The following is a 21,015-nucleotide window of genomic DNA, read 5'->3' on the forward strand; positions in this document are numbered from 1 at the left end:
CGGGGGACGACCCCAGGCCCCTGAACGCGGGGATCAGACGATCCTCGCTCCGCACAGCTCCACCGCGGTCGCCCGACCCCGCCGACCCGGCTTTTCGGACCGATCCCTACCATCGGGGCATGAAAAGTCCAGGGAGCCGGGCGTGAACGCGCTGGAGGCGACGGCGGTCCTCGTGGCCGGGATCGGCGCGGGCGGGATCAACGCGGTGGTGGGCTCGGGCACCCTGATCACCTTCCCGACCCTGCTGGCCCTGGGCTTCCCCCCGGTGACCGCGAACGTCACCAACAACATCGGCCTGGTCCCCGGCTCCCTCGCCGGCGCGTACGGCTACCGCAGGGAACTGTCCGGCCAGCGCGCCCGCCTGCTGCGGCTGGCCGCCGCCTCGCTCACCGGCGCCCTCATCGGGGCCGCGCTGCTGCTGGGCCTCCCCGACGACGCGTTCGGCGTGATCGTCCCCGTCCTCATCGCGGTCGCCCTGGTCCTGGTCGTCGCCCAGCCCAGGGTGAACGCCTGGCTGGCCGCCCGGCGCGAACGCCACCACCCGCACGGCGGTCCCTGGCTGTGGGCGGGCATCCTGGCCGCCGGCGTCTACGGCGGCTACTTCGGCGCCGCCCAGGGCATCATCCTGATCGCCCTGCTCGGCATCTTCCTCGACGAGGACCTGCAGCGGAACAACGCCGCCAAGAACGTGCTGTCCGCCCTGGTCAACGGAGTCGCCGCGCTGGTCTTCGTCATCGTCTGGCTGACCGGCGCCACCGACATCTCCTGGCTCGCCGTCCTGCTGATCGCCCTCGGCTCCACCGTGGGCGGCCTCCTCGGCGCCAAGGTCGGCCGCCGCCTGCCCCCCGCCGCCCTCCGCACCGTCATCGTCCTGGTCGGCCTCACCGCCATCGCGAATCTCGTGACGAACTGACCCGAACGTTCCGAGTCCCTGCACACGCAGGTGCTGAAGGCCACCGCGAGCGAGCCCGCGACGACGAACGGCCGCGCGTCCTAGGGCTCGCTCGCCGCCGCGCCGGAGGCGCGGCCATAGGCACGCCAGCGGTTGTTGTGGCGTTCCACCTGCAACGGGAGGCCGAAGCATTCGGTGAGGTGCTCGTCGGTGAAGACCTCGTCGACCTTGCCCTGGGCGACGACGGCGCCGCGGCGCAGGAGCATGGCGTGGGTGAAGCCGTCGGGGACCTCCTCCACATGGTGGGTGACCAGCACCATGGTGGGGGCGGCCGGGTCGTTGGCCAGCATGCCCAGGCGGGTGACCAGGTCCTCGCGGCCGCCGAGGTCGAGGCCGGCGGCCGGTTCGTCGAGCAGCAGCAGCTCGGGGTCGGGCATCAGGGCGCGGGCGATCTGCACCCGCTTGCGCTCGCCCTCCGACAGGGTGGAGAACGTGCGGCGGAGCAGCTCGGCGCAGCCCAGCGCCTCCAGCAGTTCCACCGCGCGGGTCACGTCGGCGGACTCGTACTCCTCCCGCGAACGGCCCAGGATCGCGTACGAGGCGGTCAGCACCAGGTCGATGACCTTCTCGTTCCTGGGCACCCGGTCGGCGACCGCGGCGCTGGCGAAGCCGATCCGCGGCCGCAGCTCGAACACGTCGGTGCGGCCGAGCCGTTCGCCCAGCACGTCGACGGTGCCCACGGTCGGGAACAGCAGGGTCGCGGCGACCTGCAGCAGCGTGGTCTTGCCCGCTCCGTTGGGCCCGATGACGACCCATCGCTCGTTCTCGTGCACCGTCCAGTCGACGTCGCGCAGCAGCATGGCCTGGTCGCGCTTCACCCCGACGCCGCGGAGCTGCAGTACCTCGCCGCTCATCCGCCCCTGTTCCTTTTGTCCAACGCCGCCCGGACCTGCCGGGATCGATCCTCGCAGCACGAACCTACGTCATCTTCGGCCGGTGTGCGCGGCTACCCTCGGCCCGCGTCGGGGTGCGCCCCGGCCCGCGCGGTGCGCTGATTGGACACCGGGTGTACGGGCGCTCACCATGACAGAGACGTCACGTACGGCGAACGTTCGAAGGTGGTCTGCATGCAGGAAGCGTTCCCTCCCCGCCGCGATGCGGCGGCGGCACTGGTCGCCTGGGGGAATGCCTGGCTGGGCGGCCACATCGGGCTGGACGAGGCGGTCGACGCCGTCGAGGGGGCCGGCTGCCCGCAGATCGTGGGCGGGCTGCCGGACGAGCCCGCGGACATGCCGCTGCGGCGGGCCCTGGCGGTGCTGAAGGTGGCCGGGATGCGGACGCTGCGGCTGGCGCTGCCCGCCCCGGGCGACCCGCTGGGCCTGACCGGCCCGCCGGAGCTGAACGCCGCCGCCGTGGACGCCGGGGAGGCGGTCCTGGTCGGGCTGCCGGACGGTCCCGTGGGGCTGGTGCCGGCCGAGGACCGGCGCGGCTCGTCGTACGTGGGGATCCGCTGGCGGTGCTACGAGTCCCGGCCGGGCGTCGCGGACGTCCCGTCGCTGCCCGAGGCCGACCGGCAGCTTACCCTGGCGATGCGCGAGGTCACCGAGGCGCTGCTGACCGTGGACGGCGCCGCCGGGGTGCCGCCGGAGATCGCCGACGCGCTGGCCGACCTGCGCGACCCCGAACGCGGCGCCACCCTGGCCCCCGGCTATCCGCCGCGCGCCCACCGGGTGGCGGCGCTGGCCGGACGGCTGGCCCTGGTCGTCGACCTGGCCCGCCGGCTGGAGGGGCACGGGCTGACCGCCGCCCAGATCGGCCGCCGCGAGGAGGCCCTGCGGGTGCTGGACCGCGCGGTGCGCCGGGCCCGGGTCGCCGCCCACAACAGCGCCTTCGACCCGGTCCCCTGAGACCCTCGGAACGGCGACAGGGCGCCCCGGGAGACCGGGACGCCCTGTGCGGAACCGTGGCGGCGGTGCGTCAGACGCGGACGACGAGAGTGCTCATCACCTTGTCGGCGAACGTCTGCTTCTTGTCGTCGAACAGCGGCCACAGGTAGCCGATGTAGCAGGGGATGCCGTCCAGGATGTGCGCGATCTTGCGCACGAACGCCGAGCCGAACCCGATCGGCTGCCCCGAGTGCGAGCCGATGAGCTTGATCCCCATCTGGCGCTTGCCGATGGTCTGCCCCGTGGTGCCCTCCTGGTAGACCAGCCAGAGGCCGCCGACCACGCTCACGATGAACGACAGGCCCCAGAACAGGAACGCCAGCGCGACCAGGCCGCCGCTGCCGCCCTCACCGGTGTACGGGTCGCCGGCGCCGGCGCCCAGGCAGATGAAGCCGATGACGTAGAGCACGCCGGCCGGAACGCCGATGATCAGGCCGTCGATGATGTAGGCGCCCACCCGCGAACCCCACTCGGCGAGCACGCCGTGCTGGGGGCCGTAGTGGTGGTGGTGCACCTCGGCCGGCTGGCCGTACCCCGGCTGGGGGGCCGGCTGACCGTACCCGGGCTGGCCGTAGCCCGGCTGCCCGTAGCCCGGCTGGGGGGCCGGCTGGCCGTACCCGGGCTGCTGTCCGTACCCCGGCTGCTGCTGGCCGTACGGGTCGTAGGGGTTGCCCACGCTTACTCCTTGTTAGTGATCGTCCCTCGTGGTTGTCTGACGTACGCCAGACCCGCCGGGCTCCATGACGCTCGACGTCGAGACCATGCGCCCGCCTCGCGGTCCTGCGTTCACATGCGCAAAAGATCGAACCGGGCGAGCTGCCACAGTTCGGAGGCCGCCAGAGCGGTGCCGAGGATCACGGCGCGGCTCGCGGGCCGCATCGACCACCATCGGCGCCCGGCCCCCAGCGGGGCCACGGCCAGCGCCACCGCGGCCGCCACCACGAGCGGGTTGGCGGCCACGGCCCGGACCGGATGTCCCGATCCCAGCTCAATGAACACGGTCGTCCCACCGCACAGCGGGCAGGGAATCCCGGTGAGCGTCCGCACCGGACACGGCACGCCGGGACCGCTCACTCGGTGGACCCAGGCCACGGCGACGGCCGCCAGCGCCATCGCCCCGACCCGCAACGCGACGCCCTGAACGCCGTGCCGCGCGGCGGCGAGCGCACGGTCGACGACGACGCCGACGACGCCGCGTGGCGCCTCGGTGGTCGTCGCTTCCGTCGCCCCCGCCATGGAATCCTCCGCCCCCGATGGCAATGTCCGGATGACCCGTATACCGGGTACGACCGGGGCGAGGTCAAGCAAAATCGGGCATCCGCGACCAGACCGTGACCTGAGCTGCGGACACCCGTCCGCGGCGGGGCGCGGCGAGGGCGACCGGAGAGGGCGGCTAGAGCTGCCCGGCCGCCCCCACGATCTGGGGGTCGCGCATGGTGGAGTCGGGGTCGCCCTCCACCACGTCGGCGATCACGCAGGTGATGTTGTCGGGTCCGCCGCCGTCCCTGGCGAGCTGGATGAGCCGGCGGATCGCGTCGGCCGGCTCGGCCTCCTCCGACAGCACCTCGTAGATCGTCTGCGCGTCCACCACCCCGGACAGCCCGTCGGAGCACAGCAGGTACCGGTCGCCCAGCAGCGCCTCGCGGCGGCGCAGGTCGGGGTCGCGGTCCTCGCGCCCGTCCAGCACCCGGTACAGCACGTGCGACAGCCGGGAGGGCTCGCCCTGCTCGTCCGGACCGGCCTGCGGATTGAGCAGCCGTTCCATCGTGTGGTCCTGGGTGATCTGGAACAGCTCGCCGTCGCGCAGCAGATAACCCCGGGAATCGCCGATGTGCGCCAGCGCAATGTGCTTGCCCGACCACAACATGGCGGTCAGCGTGGTGCCCATTCTGCTGAGGTCGGGGCGTTCTTCCCGGGCGATGCGCAATTTCTCGTTGGCCTCGGCCACCGCACGGGCCAACGCGTCCTCCAGATCGTCAACGGGGACGTCGACGTCCAGCGAGCGCAACGATCCGATGACGGTGGAACTGGCCACCTCACCGCCCGCGTAACCGCCCATCCCGTCGGCGACCGCGATGAGCCGGGACCCGGCATAGGCCGAGTCCTCATTGTTCTCCCGGACGCAGCCTATGTCGGAGCCTGCCGCATACTTGATTGTTACGTTCATACCGATTTCGATGACGATCCGGACATTGGAGTTCGTTCAGCCGCCGGGCGGGCCGGGGCGGATGGCGGGCAAAGCCCGGTGAACACGATCGCGCGCCTCGGGTCCGGTGGGCGCGCCGGGCCTTTTCCGGCCCGGCCTGCGACTCGACCCCCGGCCGGACCGGCCCGGGGCGGCCGGCCGCCGTCCGCCACCCGGATCCGGGGGCCGGCGGGCACCCGCGGGCGCACCGGCCGGACCGCGCGCGCCCCCGCACCCGGCTCCCGGCGAAACTCCCGCTCAGTGCCCACGTTGCCGACCGTACTCTCTGTCATGGCCCTGCCGAATCAGTCTGGCGGACGGGCCGTGTAACCACCCGGTCATTCTGCCGCCCGGGGCCGGTCACCCACGCGTCCCACTGGGGCGTTATACCGCTTTCGCCGATCTTCACGCCGAACGCCCCGCCGTCCGCCCGCGGAGAGCCTGCCGGACCGCCCCCCGAGCGGCGGCGGACCGGGACCGCTCGCCTGTCTCCCGGATGCGGTCGTCCCCGCGCGAGGGCCGGTCATGCGTGCCCTTATGCTCGCCGGGGCGGTCCCGCCGCAGGAGCCGGGACCGCGTTCCGCGGGACGACGAAGGAGCTCGACACGGACGTCGAGAAGGCCGACGCGGCCGAGGCCGGGGCGGGGCTGCTGACCGGCCGCTACCGGATGCCGACCGTCGGCATCATGCTGACGATCACGCTGCTGGCGTTCGAGGCGATGGCGGTCGGCACGGTGATGCCGGTGGTGGCCCGCGATCTGGACGGGCTGACGCTGTACGGCTGGAGCTTCAGCGCGATGCTGATCGCGAGCATGGCGGCCACCGTGCTGGCGGGCGGCTGGATCGACCGCGCGGGACCGGCCAGGCCACTGCTGGCCGGGCTGGCGGTGTTCGTCGCCGGGCTCGTGGTCGCGGGCGCCGCGCCGTACATGTGGGTGCTGGTGGCCGGGCGGACCGTGCAGGGCGTCGGCTCCGGCCTGGCGATGGTCGCGCTGTACGTGATGATCGCGCGGGTCTATCCGGACGCGCTGCGGCCCCGGGTGTTCGCGGCGACCTCGACCGCCTGGGTGCTGCCGTCGCTGCTCGGGCCCGCCGCCGGGGGCCTCATCGCCGAGCACGCGCACTGGCGCTGGGTGTTCCTGGGACTGATCCCGCTGGTCGTTCCGGCGACGCTGATGCTCGTCCCGGCGCTGCGGGGGATGGCGGCGCCGGAGCCGCAGGAGACGCGGGAGGCGCCGCGGGGACGGGTGATCCCCGCGCTCGTCACCGCGATCGGGGCGGCGGTGGTGCTGTACGCGGTCGACGACCTGTCGTGGCCGTCGGTGCCCGCGGCGGTCGCGGGGCTGGCCGGGCTGGGCTGGGGGCTGCCGAAGCTGCTGCCCGCCGGGGCGCTGCGGCTGCGGCGCGGCGTGCCGACCACGGTGGTGATGCGGGGACTGCTGGCCGGGGCGTTCTTCGGCACGGACGTGTTCATCCCGCTGGCGCTGACCTCGCTGCACGGCTTCAGTCCCAGCCAGGCGGGGCTGGTGCTGACGCTCGCGGCCCTCGGCTGGTCGGCGGCCTCGCAGTACCAGGGGCGGTCCAGGCGCCCGCGGGCGTTCTTCGTGCAGGCCGGGGCGGTGTTCGTCGCCGCCGGGGTGGTCGCGGCGTCGGTGGCCCTGCAGGTGGGCGGCTGGTGGGCGGCGCCCGCCTGGGTCATCGGCGGGCTCGGCATGGGGATGGCGCTGAGCAGCCTCAGCGTCCTGGTGCTCAACCAGTCGGCGCCGCAGGAGCAGGGCGCCAACTCCTCGGCGCTGCAGCTCAGCGACACGCTCGGGTCGTCGCTGGCGGTCGGCGTGGCGGGCGCGCTGGCCACCGCGTTCGGGACCGACCGGCTGGAGCTCGGCCTGCGGGTCGGCGCGGTGCTGCTCATCGGCATCGCGCTGGTCGCGGTCCTGGCCGCCCGCCGGGTGAGGCCCTGACCGGCGAACGTGCCGAATGTCACACCCGGCCGCCGGGCGCGGCGGGTGAAATCTCGGCGGCGCTCCGGTGACCGGCCGGGGACGGCGCCGCCAAGGATCCGGCAAGCCCGCGTATGACCTGCGGAAAAGACCCGGGTTTCGCGGCGTTGCCACGGGCTCGGAACGCGGTGCCGGGCACTGCCGCCGCTTGACCCTCCGGGCGGTGCACCATGACCCGGCCGGTAGCGTAGTCAGCAGCATGGACGGGTCACAGCGCACGCTGCTCATCACGCTCACCGGCCGGGACCGCCCGGGCGTCACCTCCCGGCTGTTCTCCACGCTGGCCGGTTTCCCGGTGACCGTCGCCGACGTCGAGCAGGTCGTCATCCGCGGCCGGCTGGTGCTGGGCGTGCTGCTGGAGTGCCCCCAGAACGCCGACATCGGCCAGGTGTGGTCGGCCGCCGAGAAGGTGGCCGCCGACCTCGACATGGACATCGAGGTCTCCACCGGCCGGGACAAGACCTCCCCGCGCCGCCGCGGCCGGCTGCACGTCACCGTGCTCGGCAGCCCGCTGCGGCCGGGCGCGATGGCCGGGATCGCCGGGCGGATCGCCGCCGGCGGGGCCAACATCGACCGCATCGACCGGCTGGCCTCCTACCCGGTGACCTGCATCGAGCTGCAGGTGTCGGGGGCCGACCCGGTGGCGCTTCGGGCGGAGCTGACCGCCGAGGCCGCGCAGCAGCAGGTGGACGTGGCGGTGCAGCGGTCCGGCCTGTACCGGCGGGCCAAGCGGCTGATCGTGATGGACGTCGACTCGACCCTGATCCAGGGCGAGGTGATCGAGCTGCTGGCCGAGCACGCCGGCTGCCTGCCCGAGGTCGCCAAGGTCACCGAGGCGGCGATGCGCGGCGAGCTGGACTTCGAGGGCTCGCTGCGGGAGCGGGTGGCGCTGCTGGCCGGGCTGGACGCGGCGGCGATCGACGAGGTCCGCCGCAAGGTCCAGCTCGCCTCCGGGGCCCGCACCCTGGTGCGCACCCTCAAGCGGCTGGACTACAAGTTCGCCATCGTCAGCGGCGGGTTCACCCAGGTCACCGACGGGCTGGTGGAGGAGCTGGGGATCGACTACTCGGCCGCCAACACGCTGGAGATCGTGAACGGCAAGCTGACCGGGCGGGTCGTCGGCGAGGTGATCGACCGGGCCGGGAAGGCGCGGGCGCTGCAGGAGTTCGCCCGCCGCGCCGGGATCCCGATCAGCCAGACCGTCGCGATCGGCGACGGCGCCAACGACCTGGACATGCTGCAGGCCGCCGGGCTCGGCATCGCCTACAACGCCAAGCCGGTGGTCCGCCAGGCCGCCGACGCCGCGGTGAACGTCCCCTACCTGGACACGATCCTGTTCCTGCTGGGGATCTCCCGCGAGGAGGTCGAGGCCGCCGACGCCGAGGACCCGCCCGCGGCGGGCTAACCCTGCTCCTGGCCCGCGCCCGTGTAGAAGGCGAACGTGCGTTCGGCCGCGGCCCGGGCGGCGGCCTCGTCGGTGCCCGCGGCGATGTTGGCCTCGCACCACCGCTCGTTGCTCAGCGTCATGAACCGCATGCCTTCCTCGGACAGGTTCCAGGCCTCGAACTCCTTCGGGTCCACGACCTGGCCGGAGTCGATGTGGAGGAAGAGCCCGTACAGGGCCAGGTCCCAGCCGATCCCGGTCGCGCCCGGCCCGAACTGCTCCCAGAACTCCGCGTGGTCCTCGACGCGCGCGATGTGCTCCAGCTCCAGCCGCGCCCGGTCGCCGGGCTCCTCGGTCAGCCGCACCTCGATCCAGCTCAGCTGCCCGTTGTACTCCCAGGTGGCGGCGAAGCTCCGAGGCGGGTCGCAGCGCTCGATCGTGCCGCCGGCGTTGCCCTCGAGCTGGTAGCGCCCGCCGACCTTGAGGTCCCCGCTGATCGGCAGGAACCAGCGGGGAAGCCGCTCGGCGTTGGTGCAGGCGTCCCACAGGTCCTCGACGGAGGTGGCGTAGCTGCGGCTGATGGTGCTGACCCTGGCCTCCCCCGCCTCGAGGGTGCGGGTGCCGACCTGGCGGCGCACGGCGTTGATCTGCTCGGTGACATCGGTCATGGGTTGCTCCCCGTCTCGTCGGTGGCGTCACGGCGGCGCTCCCGGCGCCCGCGCGCCAGCTCGGTCTCCAGCGCGTCCAGCTTCGGCTCCCAGAACCGCCGGAACCTGTCCAGCCATGCGTCCACGTCCCGCAGCGGATCGGTGTTGACCGCGTACAGCCGCCGCGCCCCCTCGGGACGCACCGTGGCGAACCCGCCGTCCCGCAGCACCTTGAGATGCTGCGACACCGCCGGCTGCGAGATCCCGAACTCCTCCCGGATCACCGCGCACACCGCCCCGGAGGTCATCTCTCCCTCGGCCAGCAGCTCCAGGATCCGCCGCCGCACCGGATCGCCCAGCACATCGAACGCATGCACGAAGGCAGGTTATTAGCGACCGCTTATATAAGTCAACGCCGGTAACGCGGCCGCCCCGCTCGGACGGCCTTGGTGGCGGAGTCCAGGCCGGCGGTGGCATCGCCCCGGTGCAGAGTCCACGAGGCGTTGACGACGATGCGGGCGCCGTCCGTCAGCACGGGAGCGCCCGCTGGACGGTGAGGAGCACGCCCCAGAAGTTCACCGCCGCCGTCCGGTCGAAGTCCGCCGGGGCAGGCCGTGCCGGGGTCAGCCCTTGGGGGTGCGGTGGAGGGTGAGGGTGCCGCTGCCGGGCCAGGTCTGCGACCAGGGGCCGGGGAGGTCGATCACGGCCAGGGCGCAGGTCGGGAACGAGTCGGGGGCGCCGCCGGTGAGGTCGTGGACCAGCTCGTGCATCGAGGGGTTGTGGCCGACCAGCAGGAGGCGTTCCACGTCGTCGTCGACCGCCTGGATCAGCGACAGCAGGTTGTCGACGTGGTTGTCGTAGATCCCGGGCTCGAACTCCACCGGGGAGTCCAGTGCCAGGCCCTCCAGGGTCTCGCGGGTCCGCACCGCCGTGGAGCACAGCACCAGATCGGGCACCAGGTCGTTCTCGCGGAGCCAGGCGCCGGTGGCGGCGGCGTCACGGCGGCCCCGGCCCGCCAGCGGGCGGTCGATGTCGGCCAGCCCGATCCCCTCCACGGCCTTGGCGTGGCGCAGCACGATCAGCGTGGGCATCCCCTCACTCTAGGGTCTGCCCGCGCCGGGCCGCGGACCGGGAACGGATCAGGGGGCGGCCAGGGTGGCGATCAGCCACAGGACGAGCATCACGGCGAACATCCCGCCGATGATCAAGGCGAATCCCTTCGCGCCCGACATCGGAGCCTTCTCGCCGCTCATCCGCTCGTCTTCCCCTCGCAACGACACGTCGCCCTCCCGGGGCCCGGGAGGATCCGTCGTCTCCAGCGTACGTCCCGCCGCGCCCACCCCCGCGATCAGGATCCGGCGGGCTCTGTCATCTCCGCCACAAGGTGCGCGAACGTGAACGTGCGCCCGGCGTCGGCGGCCAGCATCAGCGCCTCCTGCCGGGACGCCTCCCGCACGGCCTCGTCCTCGGCGGCCTCGGCGCAGACCTCGCACCAGGTCCGCCACAGCCGCCACCCGTCGTCCGGCTCCCAGGCGTCCCGCACCCGTGCCCTGCCGGTCAGCTCCCAGTGCCGCCGCCACCACGCGACCGTGTGCAGGGACATGAACTCCCACTGCCAGTACGGCCGCAGATGCTCCGGCACCCGTTCGATCTCCGCGCGCACCCCCGGAACGGCGATGCCGAGCGTCCCGCCCGGCCGGATGAAGTCCGCCAGATATCCCAGGTAGAAGTCGTCCGTCCCGAAGTAGTGGTACGCGTCCACGCTCACCACCGCGTCGAAGTACCCGTGCGCGAACGGCAGCTCCCGGGCCTCGACCCGCAGCGGAACGACCCGGTCCGCGCACCCGGCCTCCCTGATCCGCTCCAGGTTGTCGGTGGGCGGGATCCACAGATCGGCCGCCCACACGTCCACCCCGAACTCCCGTGCGAGGAACACCGAGGTCATCGCCTTGCCGCAGCCCAGGTCCAGCACCCGCATCCCCGGCCGCAGCTCCATCCGCCCGGTCAGCTCCTCCAGCAGCCACAGCGGATTGGGCCCCATCACGTTCGCGATCATCCACCGCGGGTCGTACGTCCCCGAACGCGGGAACCGCGGCATCACCAGCCGTTCCCGCAACCGCTCATCGCTCCTGGCCTCCATACACCCCACCCTCCCAACCCCGGTGGCGCCCCCGCACTCCAATAACCCGCCCCAGCCCCACGAGCCCACGACGGTCACCGCCGGGGCGCCACCGCCGGTCACACGAGTGCACCACCGGATCCGCGTCCTCGCTGTCGCAACGGTGCCGCGGCCCCGGCATTGCTCCCGGCACGGCTCGGTGCGCCGAACGGGAAGGGCCCCTCCACCGGGGTCGGTGAAGGGGCCCTGGACGGATCGTCGGTCAGGTGGACTTGGTCTCGGTGGCGCTGTCGGTGGCCGGGGCGTCCTTGGCGGTGGTCGTCTCGGCGGGCTCGGCGGCGGCCTCCGCCGGGGCGGCGCCGGCGGGAGCGCCCACGGCGGCCATCTCCGGGGTGCCGCCGGGCACGGCGGCGGGACCGGTGCCGCCGTCGCCGAGGTCGGTGACCCGGCGCTTGGACCAGACGATGGCGCCGACCACGATGATCACCGCGGCGGCGGTGATGCCGACCCGCAGCGGCAGGTTGGCGGCGTAGGTGACGACGGCGTCCGCGATCAGCAGGGACACCAGGTTCATCACCTTGATCAGCGGGTTGATGGCCGGGCCCGCGGTGTCCTTGAACGGGTCGCCCACGGTGTCGCCGATCACGGTGGCCTCGTGGGCCTCGCTGCCCTTGCCGCCGAGGTGGCCCTCCTCGACCAGCTTCTTGGCGTTGTCCCAGGCGCCGCCGGAGTTGGCCAGGAACACCGCCATCAGCACCCCGGCCGCGATGGCGCCGCCCAGGAACGCGCCCAGCGGGGCGTACCCGAGCGCGAAGCCCACCGCGATCGGCGTCATGATCGCCAGCAGGCCCGGGGTGGCCAGCTCGCGCTGGGCGTCCCGGGTGCAGATGTCGACCACCCGGTCGTAGTCGGGCTTCTCGGAGTAGTCCATGATCCCGGGCTTGGTGCGGAACTGGTCGCGCACCTCGATCACGACCCGCCCGGCGGCCCGGCTGACCGCCATGATCGCCAGCCCGGAGAACAGGAACACCACCGCGGCGCCCACGATCAGCCCGATCAGCACGTTCGGCGAGTCGATCGACAGGCTGAAGTTGGCGTAGTCGCCGAGCGCGTCGCGGGCGCTGCGGGACGCCTCGTTCAGCGCGGCCTCCACCGTGGTCCGGTACGCGCCGAACAGCGCGGTGGCCGCCAGCACGGCGGTCGCGATGGCGATGCCCTTGGTGATGGCCTTGGTGGTGTTGCCGACCGCGTCCAGGCGCTCCAGCACCTTGGCGCCCTCGCCCTCCACGTCGCCGGACATCTCCGCGATGCCCTGCGCGTTGTCGGAGACCGGGCCGAAGGTGTCCATCGACACGATCACGCCGACCGTGGTGAGCAGCCCGGTCCCGGCCATCGCGACCGCGAACAGCGCCACCGTGGTGTTGCCGAAGCCCAGCAGGAACGCCCCGTACACGGCGGCGCCGATCACCAGCGCGGAGTAGACCGCCGACTCCAGGCCCAGCGAGATGCCCGACAGCACCACGGTGGCCGGGCCGGTGCGGGCGCTGTCGGTGACCTCCTTGACCGGCTTGCGGTTGGTCTCGGTGAAGTACCCGGTGAGCAGCTGGATCGCGCTGGCCAGCACGATGCCGATGATCACCGCGCCGAGCGCGACGAGCTGCGGGTTGGCGTCCAGCCCGGTGATCTCGGGGTCGGTCACCCCGTTCAGGTCGGCGAACGAGGACGGCAGGTAGACGAACGCGGCCACCGCCACCAGCAGCGCCGAGATGATCGCGGAGATGAAGAAGCCCCGGTTGATGGCGGCCATCCCGGAGCGGTCGCGGGCCCGCGGCGCCACCGCGAAGATCCCGATCATCGCGGTGATCACCCCGATCATCGGGACGATCAGCGGGAACACCAGCCCGTCGGTGCCGAACGCGGCGGTGCCCAGGATCAGCGCCGCCACCAGCGTCACCGCGTACGACTCGAACAGGTCGGCGGCCATCCCGGCGCAGTCGCCGACGTTGTCGCCCACGTTGTCGGCGATGGTGGCCGCGTTGCGCGGGTCGTCCTCGGGGATGCCCTGCTCGACCTTGCCGACCAGGTCCGCGCCCACGTCGGCGGCCTTGGTGAAGATCCCGCCGCCGACCCGCATGAACATGGCCAGCAGCGCGGCGCCGAAGCCGAAGCCCTCCAGCACGCCCGGTGCGCCGCCCTGGTAGGACAGCACCACCACGGCCGCGCCGAACAGCCCGAGACCCACGGTGAACATGCCGGCGACCCCGCCGGTGCGGAACGCGATCCGCATGGCCCTGCGTTCGGCGGCAAGGTCCCCGTCACGGGCCGCGGCGGCGACCCGCACATTGCCCCGCACGGCCAGCCACATCCCGGCGAACCCGGTGATCGCCGAGAACAGCGCCCCGACCACGAAGAACACCGAGCGGCCGATCCGCACCCCGAGATCGTCGGCGGGCAGCAGCAACAGCAGCAGCGGGATGATCACGACGAAGATCGCGACCGTGCGGAACTGGCGTTTCAGGTAGGCGCCGGCCCCCTCCTGGACCGCGCGGGCGATCTGTTGCATCTTCTGCGTGCCCTGGCCCGCGGCCAGCACCTCGCGGACCAGCAGCCCGGCGACGACCAGCGCCAGCAGCGCGACCACGGCGACGACGGCGACCAGGGTGAAGTCGCCGCCCCCCAGATCCAGGTCTGCACTGCCGGCCGGGCTTGACAGGGAAAGCCCAGACATCCGTCCTCCTCGACAGGGCGTTGCGATCGAGACCGCCAAAGAGACGATCTTTACCGCTTACCCCGCAAAGACAATTCGGACACCTCGCAGGGCGCAGCGGGTGCCGGGAGTCTATGCAGCCCCCACCCGGATGAGAAGCCTCACCATTCGACTTTCCACAAGGGGTGGACGTCATACCCACAAAATTTGCCGCAAGTCCATCATCGCAGGTCAGCGGCTTGTCGCCAGGAGAGCTACGCACCATGGGCACCATCCGCCCCATGAATCACCACAGCCCCGCCGATCATCTTCCGACTTCGGCTGAACGATAAACAGATTTAACCGCTCAGCCGAAATATCAAGATCGCCGAGAACCGCCCGGAAGACGATCTCATACCGCATTCGATCACCTGCCGCCGGCCCCCGCCGAGGTCACCGGGCGCACGGGCGGGGCTCGCGGGGGTCTTGCCCGGCCGTCCGGGATGCGATAGAAAACCAGGAGGTTATTAAACGAGTTGGTTATGGATGTGATGACCGAGCGGCTGGATGCGACGTTCGCGGCGTTGGCCGATCCGACGCGGCGGGCGATCCTGGCGCGGCTGGCCAGGGACGGGGAGGCCACGGTGACCGAGCTGGCCGCCCCGTTCGCGATGAGCCAGCCGGCCGTCAGCAAGCACCTCAAGGTGCTGGAACGCGCCGGTCTGGTCACCCGCGGGCGGAACGGGCGGCGGCGGCCCTGCCGGCTGGATCCCCGGCCGCTCCAGGAGGTCACCGACTGGCTGGCGGAGTACCGGCGTTTCTGGGAAGAGCGCTACCAGGCGCTGGACGCCCTGCTCGACGAACTGCAGGACCCGGAAGGCGGGTGAGGCACCGGTGAACGGCATCCCGGGCGTCCAGGTGACGACGCCGTCGGACACCGAGATCGCGATGACCCGGGCGTTCCGCGCTCCCCGCCGCCTGGTGTTCGACGCCTGGACCCGGCCCGAGCTGGTCGTCCGCTGGTACGGCGCACACGGCTGGACCATCGTCGAGTGCGAGATCGACCTGCGCGTCGGCGGCGCCTGGCGTTTCGTCTGGCGGGGCCCCGGCGGAGCGGGCATGGCCGCCTCCGGCCGCTACCGCGAGATCGCCCCGCCGGTCCGGCTCGTCCACACCGAGTCGTTCGACGACCACTGGTATCCGGGCGAGTCCCTGGTCACCCACGAACTCCACGAGGCCCACGGCCGGACCACGCTCACCACCACCTGGCGCTTCCCGTCCCGGCAGGCCCGTGACCTGGTGCTGCGCTCCCCCATGGAACGCGGGGCGGCCGAGGGCTTCGAACGGCTCGACGGGGTGCTCGCCGCCATCGAGACAAGGAGACAGCAATGAACTGGACCCTGGAAGTCGTCGTCGTCCCCGTCTCCGACGTGGACCGGGCGAAGGCGTTCTACTCCGACCAGGTCGGCTTCAACGTCGACTTCGACACCACCGGCAGCGGCGACATCCGCATCGTCCAGCTCACCCCGCCGGGCTCGGGCTGCTCCATCGTCATCGGCACGGGCATGACCACCATGAAGCCCGGCTCCCTGGAGGGCCTCCAACTGGTCGTCCCCGACCTGCACGCGGCCCGGGCCCACCTCCGGGAACGCGGCGTCGAGGTCGGCGAGATCCAGTACGCCGACAAGGACGGCTTCCGTCCCGCCACCGAGGACGACCCCCTCGACAACCACGGCTTCATCTTCTTCGCCGACCCCGACGGCAACCGCTGGGCCGTCCAGCAGATCTCCACCCGCCCCTGACCCGCACCCCCGGCACACCAACGCAGCAGGCAGGGCGCTGGAGCCTGTCCGGTAGATCTTGATGGTGGTCCGGACCTCGCACCGCGCGGTCCGTCCACCAGGCGTTCCCAGCGGTCCCCGGCGGCTCGCGTTCGCTGCGGCCGTCCCGGAGAGCACGCTCGGGATCCACCGGACACGCCCTCAGGGCTTGAGGGTGCGAGGGGGCGCCTTGGGTCAGAGGCGTTCGCCGATGGGCCGGGACCGGTCCACCGCGCCGTGGGCGCGGGTGTGCACCTCGCGACATGACGGGGCCAATGCGAGGGCACGGAAAGCGGGCGCTCGCGGGGCGGGCACCCGGATCCGCGCGGTCCGCCGCACGCGAGAGCGGAGCGCGGGCTCGGCACCTCGCGAGCCGGTCGCGCAGCTCGCACAGGCCGTCACCGCCGCGTGCGAGAGTGCGGGCGCGGGCGGGCGGCGGGGCCGGGTGGGGTCAGGTGCCGTTCAGGGGCCAGCTCATGCGGATCTGGACGCCCTTGGGGGTGGCGTCGATCTCGACGTCGTCGGCGAGGCCCTGGATCACCGCGAGCCCGAGTTCCGCCGCGTCGGCCAGGCCGAGGTCGGCGGCGCCCGCGGGGAAGTCGGGCTCGATCTCGTCCAGGGCCGACACGGCGGGCGCGGGATCGATGTCCGCGCCGCCCGCCGCGTCGTCGCCCGGGACCGAATCGCTCACGACGACCTCGAAGCGGCGGCCGTCGCCGCTCAACTCCAGCCGTACGGGCTCGTCGGGGCAGTGCCGTCGATGGGCCTCCACCGCCCGCGAGCACGCCTCCGCGACCGCCAGCCGGACCTCGTCCAGCAGCGTCTCGGAGACACCGCTGCGCCGGGCCACGGCCGTGACGATCAGGCGCGCCGTCCGCACGTGGACGGGGAGCGCGCTGAACGAGACCTCAACTGTCGCCATCTCGGGGGCCGTCTCGGTGCGTCGTCTACTTGGCGCTCTTGCGCTTCTCTTGGGCCTCCTCGATGGAGTCGTGGATGCCGAAGACCTTGGTCAGCCCGGTGATCCGGAAGATCTTCAAGATCCGCTCCTGGGTGCACACCAGTTCCAGCGAGCCGTCGTGGGCGCGCACCCGCTTGAGCCCGCCCACCAGGACGCCGAGCCCGGTCGAGTCCAGGAACTCGACCTTCTCCATGTCCACGAGGAGGTGAAACTTGCCCTTGTTGACCAGATCGATCAGCTTCTCGCGAAGCTTCGGCGCCGTGTAGACGTCGATCTCGCCCTCCACGTTGATGACGGTGAGGCCATCGTCGGTGGTGTAGTCGTTCACCTTCAGGTCCACAGATCCTCCAGCGCCGTGCCGCAGTGGTCCGGGGCAACGGAACCCCGCCGTGATTCAACCACGACCCGACGTCACTCATACACGATTCCGCCAGGTGACAGCCCTCCGTCCGGGCCACCGCCCGGCCTGGCCTCCTGACGGGGGCGCAGAGCCGGTCCAAGCGGTGGACCCCGGCGCGAGAGCAGGGGGTACCGACGTCGCCGCCGGACATATCTCCACCTCTTGCCCAGGATGTCAGACTGGAAACCTGTGGCCGCACAAAGTTCTCGATCTTCAGCCGACGACCGGCCGGACCGTCCGTCGCCCGCGACCGGCGACCTTCTGGCCAGGCTGCTCGCCGACCCCGGGCGACGCGGCCGGGTGACCCATGTGCAGAACGTTCCCGCACGTCCGGGCCGCCCCGCCCGGTGGCCGTCCTGGGTCCCCCGGCTGCTGGTCCAGCGGCTGGCCCTGGCCGGCATCGAGCACCCCTGGCGGCACCAGGTCGAGGCGGCCGAGCACGCCCGCGCCGGCCGCTCGGTGAGCATCGCCACAGGCACCGCCTCCGGCAAGTCCCTGGCCTACCTCCTCCCCGCCCTCACCGCCGTCCTCGGCGAGGAGCCCCCCGACCCCGACCCCGGAGACGACGAGCCGGGCACGACGAACGGTCGCTCGGTGGGCTCGTCGGTCAGTGGGGGGACGGGCGGGTCGCGGGCTCGTGGGGGTCGGGCCGTACCCGCTGCCGCCGGGCGCGGGGCGGGGGTGCGGGCGGCGGTCCCTGGGGACGGGACGGTGCTGTATCTGGCGCCGACCAAGGCGCTGGCGTCCGACCAGCTCCGTTCGCTGCGGGCGTTGAAGCTGGCGAAGGTGCGGGCGGCGACCTACGACGGGGACACGCCGCCCGACGAGCGGAGCTGGGTGCGGCAGTACGCCGACTACGTGCTGACCAACCCCGACATGCTGCACCGTTCGATCCTGCCGGGGCACGCCCGCTGGGCGGCGTTCCTGCGCCGGCTCCGGTACGTGATCATCGACGAGGCGCACGGCTATCGGGGCGTGTTCGGCTCCCACGTGGCCCAGATCATCCGGCGGCTGCGGCGGGTGTGCGCGCGGTACGGGGCGTCGCCGGTGTTCGTCCTCGCCTCGGCCACGACCGCCGAGCCCGCCGTGACCGCGCGCCGGCTGACCGGGGTGCCCGTGGTGGCCGTGGCCGAGGACGCCTCGCCGCGCGCCGCCGCCTCGTTCGCGCTGTGGGAGCCGCCGCTGACGGACCTGCGGGGCGAGCGGGGGGCGCCGGTGCGGCGGACGGCGACCGCCGAGGCCGCCGACCTGCTCGCCGACCTGGTGGTGCAGGACGTGCAGACGCTGGCGTTCGTACGGTCCCGGCGCGGCGCCGAGTCGGTCGCGCTGAGCGCCCGCCGCGCGCTGGAGGAGGCCGTGCCCGAGCTGGCCGACCGGGTGGCCGCCTACCGCGCCGGGTACCTGGCCGAGGACCGGCGGGCGCTGGAGGCGGCGCTGCGTTCCCGCGAGATCATCGGGCTGGCCTCGACGAACGCGCTGGAGCTGGGGGTGGACGTCTCCGGGCTGGACGCCGTGCTGGTGTGCGGCTGGCCCGGTACGCGGGCGTCGCTGTGGCAGCAGGCCGGGCGGGCCGGACGGGCGGGCCAGGAGGCGCTGGCGGTGCTGGTGGCCCGCGACGACCCGCTGGACACCTACCTGGTGCACCATCCGGAGGCGATCTTCGGCACGCCCGTCGAGGCGACCGTGCTGGATCCCGACAACCCGTACGTCCTCGGACCCCACCTGTGCGCGGCCGCCGCGGAGATGCCGCTGACCTCCGACGACGTGGAACTGTTCGGGCCGGCGGCGGCCGACGTGCTGGGTGATCTGGTGCGCCGGGGGATGCTGCGGCGGCGGGCGTCCGGCTGGTACTGGACGCGGCGGGAACGCGCCACGGACCTCGCCGACATCCGCGGGGCGGGCGGACCGCCGATCCAGGTGGTGGAGGCGTCCACCGGGCGGCTGCTCGGCACGGTCGACGAGGCCTCCGCGCACACCACCGTCCACCAGGGGGCCGTCTACCTGCACCAGGGCGAGACGTTCCTGGTGGAGGTGCTGGACCTGGAGGACTCGGTCGCGCTGGTGGAGCCCGCCGAGCCGGACTACTCCACCACCGCGCGGGACGTCACCGACATCCGCATCATCGAGACGCTGCGGTCGTCGTCCTGGGGGGAGGCCACGCTGTGCTTCGGCACGGTGGAGGTCACCCGGCAGGTCGTGGCGTACCAGATGCGCCGCCTGCAGTCCGGCGAGGTCCTGGGCGAGAAGCCGCTCGACCTGCCGCCGCGCACCCTGCGCACCCGCGCGGTCTGGTGGACCCTGTCGGAGTCCCAGTTGCGCGGCCTGGGCGACCTGGACCTGCCGGGGGCCGCGCACGCCGCGGAGCACGCCTCGATCGGTCTGCTGCCGCTGTTCGCCACCTGTGATCGGTGGGACATCGGCGGCGTCTCCACGGCCCTGCATCCGGACACGGGGTTGCTCACCGTGTTCGTGTACGACGGGCACGAGGGCGGCGCGGGCTTCGCCGAGCGGGGCTACTCCGACGCCGCGGCGTGGCTGCACGCCACCCGCCAGGCGATCCTGGCGTGCGAGTGCGAGTCCGGCTGCCCGTCCTGCATCCAGTCCCCCAAGTGCGGAAACGGCAACGAACCCCTGGACAAGCACGGCGCCGTCCTGCTGCTGGGCGAACTCCTGCGCGAAGGGCCGCGCGAAGGGTCAATGGTCACGAACGGATAGCGCCCGATTTGTGCGGCAAGCTACGCTCCGTCGGGAACGACGATCTTCGGCCCGCCCCGGAGAGGAGCCCCCCGACCATGATCTTCCTGGGCCTGCTGGTCACCGTCGCCGCCCTGGCCACCGGCACCGCCGTCATCCTGGCCAACAACGACGCCGCCCAGCTCACCGCCTTCGGCACCGCCGTCCCCGGCGTCACCGCCCAGTGGCACGTCTTCCTGGCCGGCGTCATCGTCGCCACCGTCTTCATCGGCGGCCTCACCCTCCTCCTCAGCGGGATCAGCCGCTCCGTCCGCACCCGCCGCGAACTCCGCTACCTCCGCGAGGAGCACGAGGAGTCCATCACCACCCTCGAGATGGAAAAGCGCCAGCTCCAGCGCGAACTGGCCCGCATCCGCAGCCAGCAGAAGACCGCCCCCCGCCCCCAGCGCTCCCCCAACCAGCCGGTCCCTCACTAACCCGGAACGCCGGCACCCGCCCCTCCCCTGCGGCCCTCCCGAACGCCTCTTAACGCTGGAGCGGCCCCTACCGCCCACGCGCAAACCGCCCATGTGCAAGGCACATGCCCTACTGCCTACGTGCAGGCACATGCCGCCGCCCGGCATGACCTACCGCCGCATACTGCCGACCACCCGCAGGAGCTATCCGGGACCGTCCACGGCGGCACCCCGCCGCCGCCCTCGTTCTCATCCCCCACTCGGCCAGCGGCACCCCCACCTGCACACCTACACAGCCGAAGCCGAGCCGCAGTGATCACCAGGACGTTCACGCAGACCGTGAGAACGGCCTGCGCCGTGTCCTGTGGATTTGGGCGTGCTCTCCGGGATGCCACAGCGAACGCAAGCCGCCGGAGACCACTGGGAACGCCTGGCGGACGAGCCACGCACAACGTTCCGGCGACCACCAAGACCTACCGGACAGGCTCCAGGGATGGGCCGCCCGCAACGACCACCGTTGGCGACCAGGGCCTGCCGTCAAGTGCCCTGGTGGCTGCTGGGTGAGCGGCTGATCATCTACTCGGCGCATTGGCAACTAGGACCTGTCGTCAAAGTGCCCTGGTGGTGTCAGTCGACTGAGCCGGGTCGGCCGTCCGGTGTGCCCGGCGGCTTTCGACCAGGCGACCGGCACGCGTGGATGCGATGCGCCTCGTAGACGCCGTGCGGCCCCTTTGACGACACGGCCAGGCCGCCCACGGCGCTGTACCGGGATCCTTGCCGCTGAACGTGGTCCGCGGACGCAACAACGCAGGCAGTGCAATCGACT

General features: G+C 72.5%; 21 protein-coding genes. 9 read left to right on the top strand and 12 right to left on the bottom strand.

The genetic code is table 11. The features are described from left to right. The first annotated feature begins 142 nt into the window (after positions 1-142). Positions 143-913 (top strand): sulfite exporter TauE/SafE family protein, encoded by a 771-nt coding sequence (locus HNR21_RS03675; protein ID WP_182704050.1) that lies wholly within the window; start codon positions 143-145, stop codon positions 911-913. Positions 914-993: 80 nt separating this feature from the next. Here HNR21_RS03675 and HNR21_RS03680 read toward each other — a convergent pair whose 3' ends face one another. Further along, positions 994-1,806 carry an ABC transporter ATP-binding protein gene (locus HNR21_RS03680; protein ID WP_182704051.1) on the bottom strand — a complete coding sequence of 271 codons (813 nt, stop codon included), beginning with the start codon at positions 1,804-1,806 and terminating at the stop codon, positions 994-996. 213 nt (positions 1,807-2,019) lie between these two features. Here HNR21_RS03680 and HNR21_RS03685 point away from each other — a divergent pair, with 213 nt between their 5' ends. Next, complete coding sequence (locus tag HNR21_RS03685) at positions 2,020-2,799, top strand: Rv1486c family protein (protein WP_182704052.1); 780 nt, start codon at positions 2,020-2,022, stop codon at positions 2,797-2,799. A 70-nt stretch (positions 2,800-2,869) separates the two neighbouring features. Here the strand turns inward: HNR21_RS03685 and HNR21_RS34970 are convergent, their stop codons facing one another. From HNR21_RS34970 to HNR21_RS03700, 3 genes are all read right to left on the bottom strand, one after another. Continuing rightward, complete coding sequence (locus HNR21_RS34970; RefSeq protein WP_182704053.1) at positions 2,870-3,514, bottom strand: RDD family protein; 645 nt, start codon at positions 3,512-3,514, stop codon at positions 2,870-2,872. Positions 3,515-3,624: 110 nt separating this feature from the next. Beyond that, positions 3,625-4,074 carry a DUF2752 domain-containing protein gene (locus HNR21_RS03695; protein WP_182704054.1) on the bottom strand — a complete coding sequence of 150 codons (450 nt, stop codon included), beginning with the start codon at positions 4,072-4,074 and terminating at the stop codon, positions 3,625-3,627. Positions 4,075-4,231: 157 nt separating this feature from the next. Continuing rightward, the gene (locus HNR21_RS03700) at positions 4,232-5,005 is read right to left on the bottom strand and encodes a PP2C family protein-serine/threonine phosphatase (protein ID WP_119727908.1); all 774 of its coding nucleotides are present in this window, start codon (positions 5,003-5,005) and stop codon (positions 4,232-4,234) included. Between the two features lie 704 nt (positions 5,006-5,709). Between HNR21_RS03700 and HNR21_RS03705 the strand changes: the two genes are divergently transcribed. Continuing rightward, positions 5,710-6,984 (top strand): MFS transporter, encoded by a 1,275-nt coding sequence (locus tag HNR21_RS03705; protein WP_246441944.1) that lies wholly within the window; start codon positions 5,710-5,712, stop codon positions 6,982-6,984. Positions 6,985-7,222: 238 nt separating this feature from the next. Then, complete coding sequence (gene serB / locus HNR21_RS03710; protein ID WP_182704056.1) at positions 7,223-8,428, top strand: phosphoserine phosphatase SerB; 1,206 nt, start codon at positions 7,223-7,225, stop codon at positions 8,426-8,428. Here serB and HNR21_RS03715 read toward each other — a convergent pair. The 6 genes from HNR21_RS03715 to HNR21_RS03740 form a co-directional block, all read right to left on the bottom strand. Beyond that, positions 8,425-9,075, bottom strand: coding sequence for an SRPBCC family protein (locus HNR21_RS03715; protein WP_182704057.1), 651 nt, complete (start codon positions 9,073-9,075; stop codon positions 8,425-8,427). The two genes, serB and HNR21_RS03715, sit on opposite strands and share 4 nt — an antisense overlap. Beyond that, entirely contained in the window at positions 9,072-9,431 is a 360-nt protein-coding gene (locus HNR21_RS03720) for an ArsR/SmtB family transcription factor (protein WP_182704058.1), read from the bottom strand. The genes HNR21_RS03715 and HNR21_RS03720 overlap by 4 nt, the downstream gene beginning before the upstream one ends. Before the next feature lie 246 nt (positions 9,432-9,677). After that, complete coding sequence (locus HNR21_RS03725; RefSeq protein ID WP_182704059.1) at positions 9,678-10,145, bottom strand: SixA phosphatase family protein; 468 nt, start codon at positions 10,143-10,145, stop codon at positions 9,678-9,680. Positions 10,146-10,193: 48 nt separating this feature from the next. Next, positions 10,194-10,334 (bottom strand): hypothetical protein, encoded by a 141-nt coding sequence (locus tag HNR21_RS03730; protein WP_157995818.1) that lies wholly within the window; start codon positions 10,332-10,334, stop codon positions 10,194-10,196. A gap of 68 nt (positions 10,335-10,402) precedes the next feature. Then, entirely contained in the window at positions 10,403-11,194 is a 792-nt protein-coding gene (locus tag HNR21_RS03735; RefSeq protein WP_182704060.1) for an SAM-dependent methyltransferase, read from the bottom strand. 241 nt (positions 11,195-11,435) lie between these two features. After that, positions 11,436-13,901, bottom strand: coding sequence for a sodium-translocating pyrophosphatase (locus tag HNR21_RS03740; RefSeq protein WP_182704061.1), 2,466 nt, complete (start codon positions 13,899-13,901; stop codon positions 11,436-11,438). Between the two features lie 506 nt (positions 13,902-14,407). Here HNR21_RS03740 and HNR21_RS03745 point away from each other — a divergent pair. The 3 genes from HNR21_RS03745 to HNR21_RS03755 are packed head-to-tail and all read left to right on the top strand — an operon-like array spanning position 14,408 to position 15,661. Continuing rightward, positions 14,408-14,746 (top strand): ArsR/SmtB family transcription factor, encoded by a 339-nt coding sequence (locus HNR21_RS03745; protein WP_312881542.1) that lies wholly within the window; start codon positions 14,408-14,410, stop codon positions 14,744-14,746. A gap of 7 nt (positions 14,747-14,753) precedes the next feature. After that, positions 14,754-15,251, top strand: a complete 498-nt coding sequence (locus HNR21_RS03750) for an SRPBCC family protein (protein WP_312880829.1) — start codon at positions 14,754-14,756, stop codon at positions 15,249-15,251. After that, complete coding sequence (locus HNR21_RS03755; RefSeq protein WP_182704063.1) at positions 15,248-15,661, top strand: VOC family protein; 414 nt, start codon at positions 15,248-15,250, stop codon at positions 15,659-15,661. The genes HNR21_RS03750 and HNR21_RS03755 overlap by 4 nt, the downstream gene beginning before the upstream one ends. A 469-nt stretch (positions 15,662-16,130) precedes the next feature. On the opposite strand, the gene HNR21_RS03760 is transcribed toward HNR21_RS03755, so the two are convergent. Next, a complete protein-coding gene (locus HNR21_RS03760; protein ID WP_182704064.1) occupies positions 16,131-16,601 on the bottom strand; it encodes an ATP-binding protein in 471 nt (156 codons plus the stop codon). Between the two features lie 25 nt (positions 16,602-16,626). Continuing rightward, on the bottom strand, positions 16,627-16,980 hold the full coding sequence (locus HNR21_RS03765) for an STAS domain-containing protein (RefSeq protein ID WP_116022624.1): 354 nt from the start codon (positions 16,978-16,980) through the stop codon (positions 16,627-16,629). Between the two features lie 369 nt (positions 16,981-17,349). Between HNR21_RS03765 and HNR21_RS03770 the strand changes: the two genes are divergently transcribed. Both HNR21_RS03770 and HNR21_RS03775 read left to right on the top strand, forming a co-directional pair. Next, entirely contained in the window at positions 17,350-19,755 is a 2,406-nt protein-coding gene (locus HNR21_RS03770) for a DNA 3'-5' helicase SftH (protein WP_312880830.1), read from the top strand. 77 nt (positions 19,756-19,832) lie between these two features. Next, on the top strand, positions 19,833-20,210 hold the full coding sequence (locus tag HNR21_RS03775) for a hypothetical protein (RefSeq protein WP_182704066.1): 378 nt from the start codon (positions 19,833-19,835) through the stop codon (positions 20,208-20,210). Positions 20,211-21,015: the final 805 nt, after the last annotated feature.

The organism is Thermomonospora cellulosilytica (genome assembly GCF_014138835.1).
Taxonomy (GTDB): domain Bacteria; phylum Actinomycetota; class Actinomycetes; order Streptosporangiales; family Streptosporangiaceae; genus Thermomonospora; species Thermomonospora amylolytica.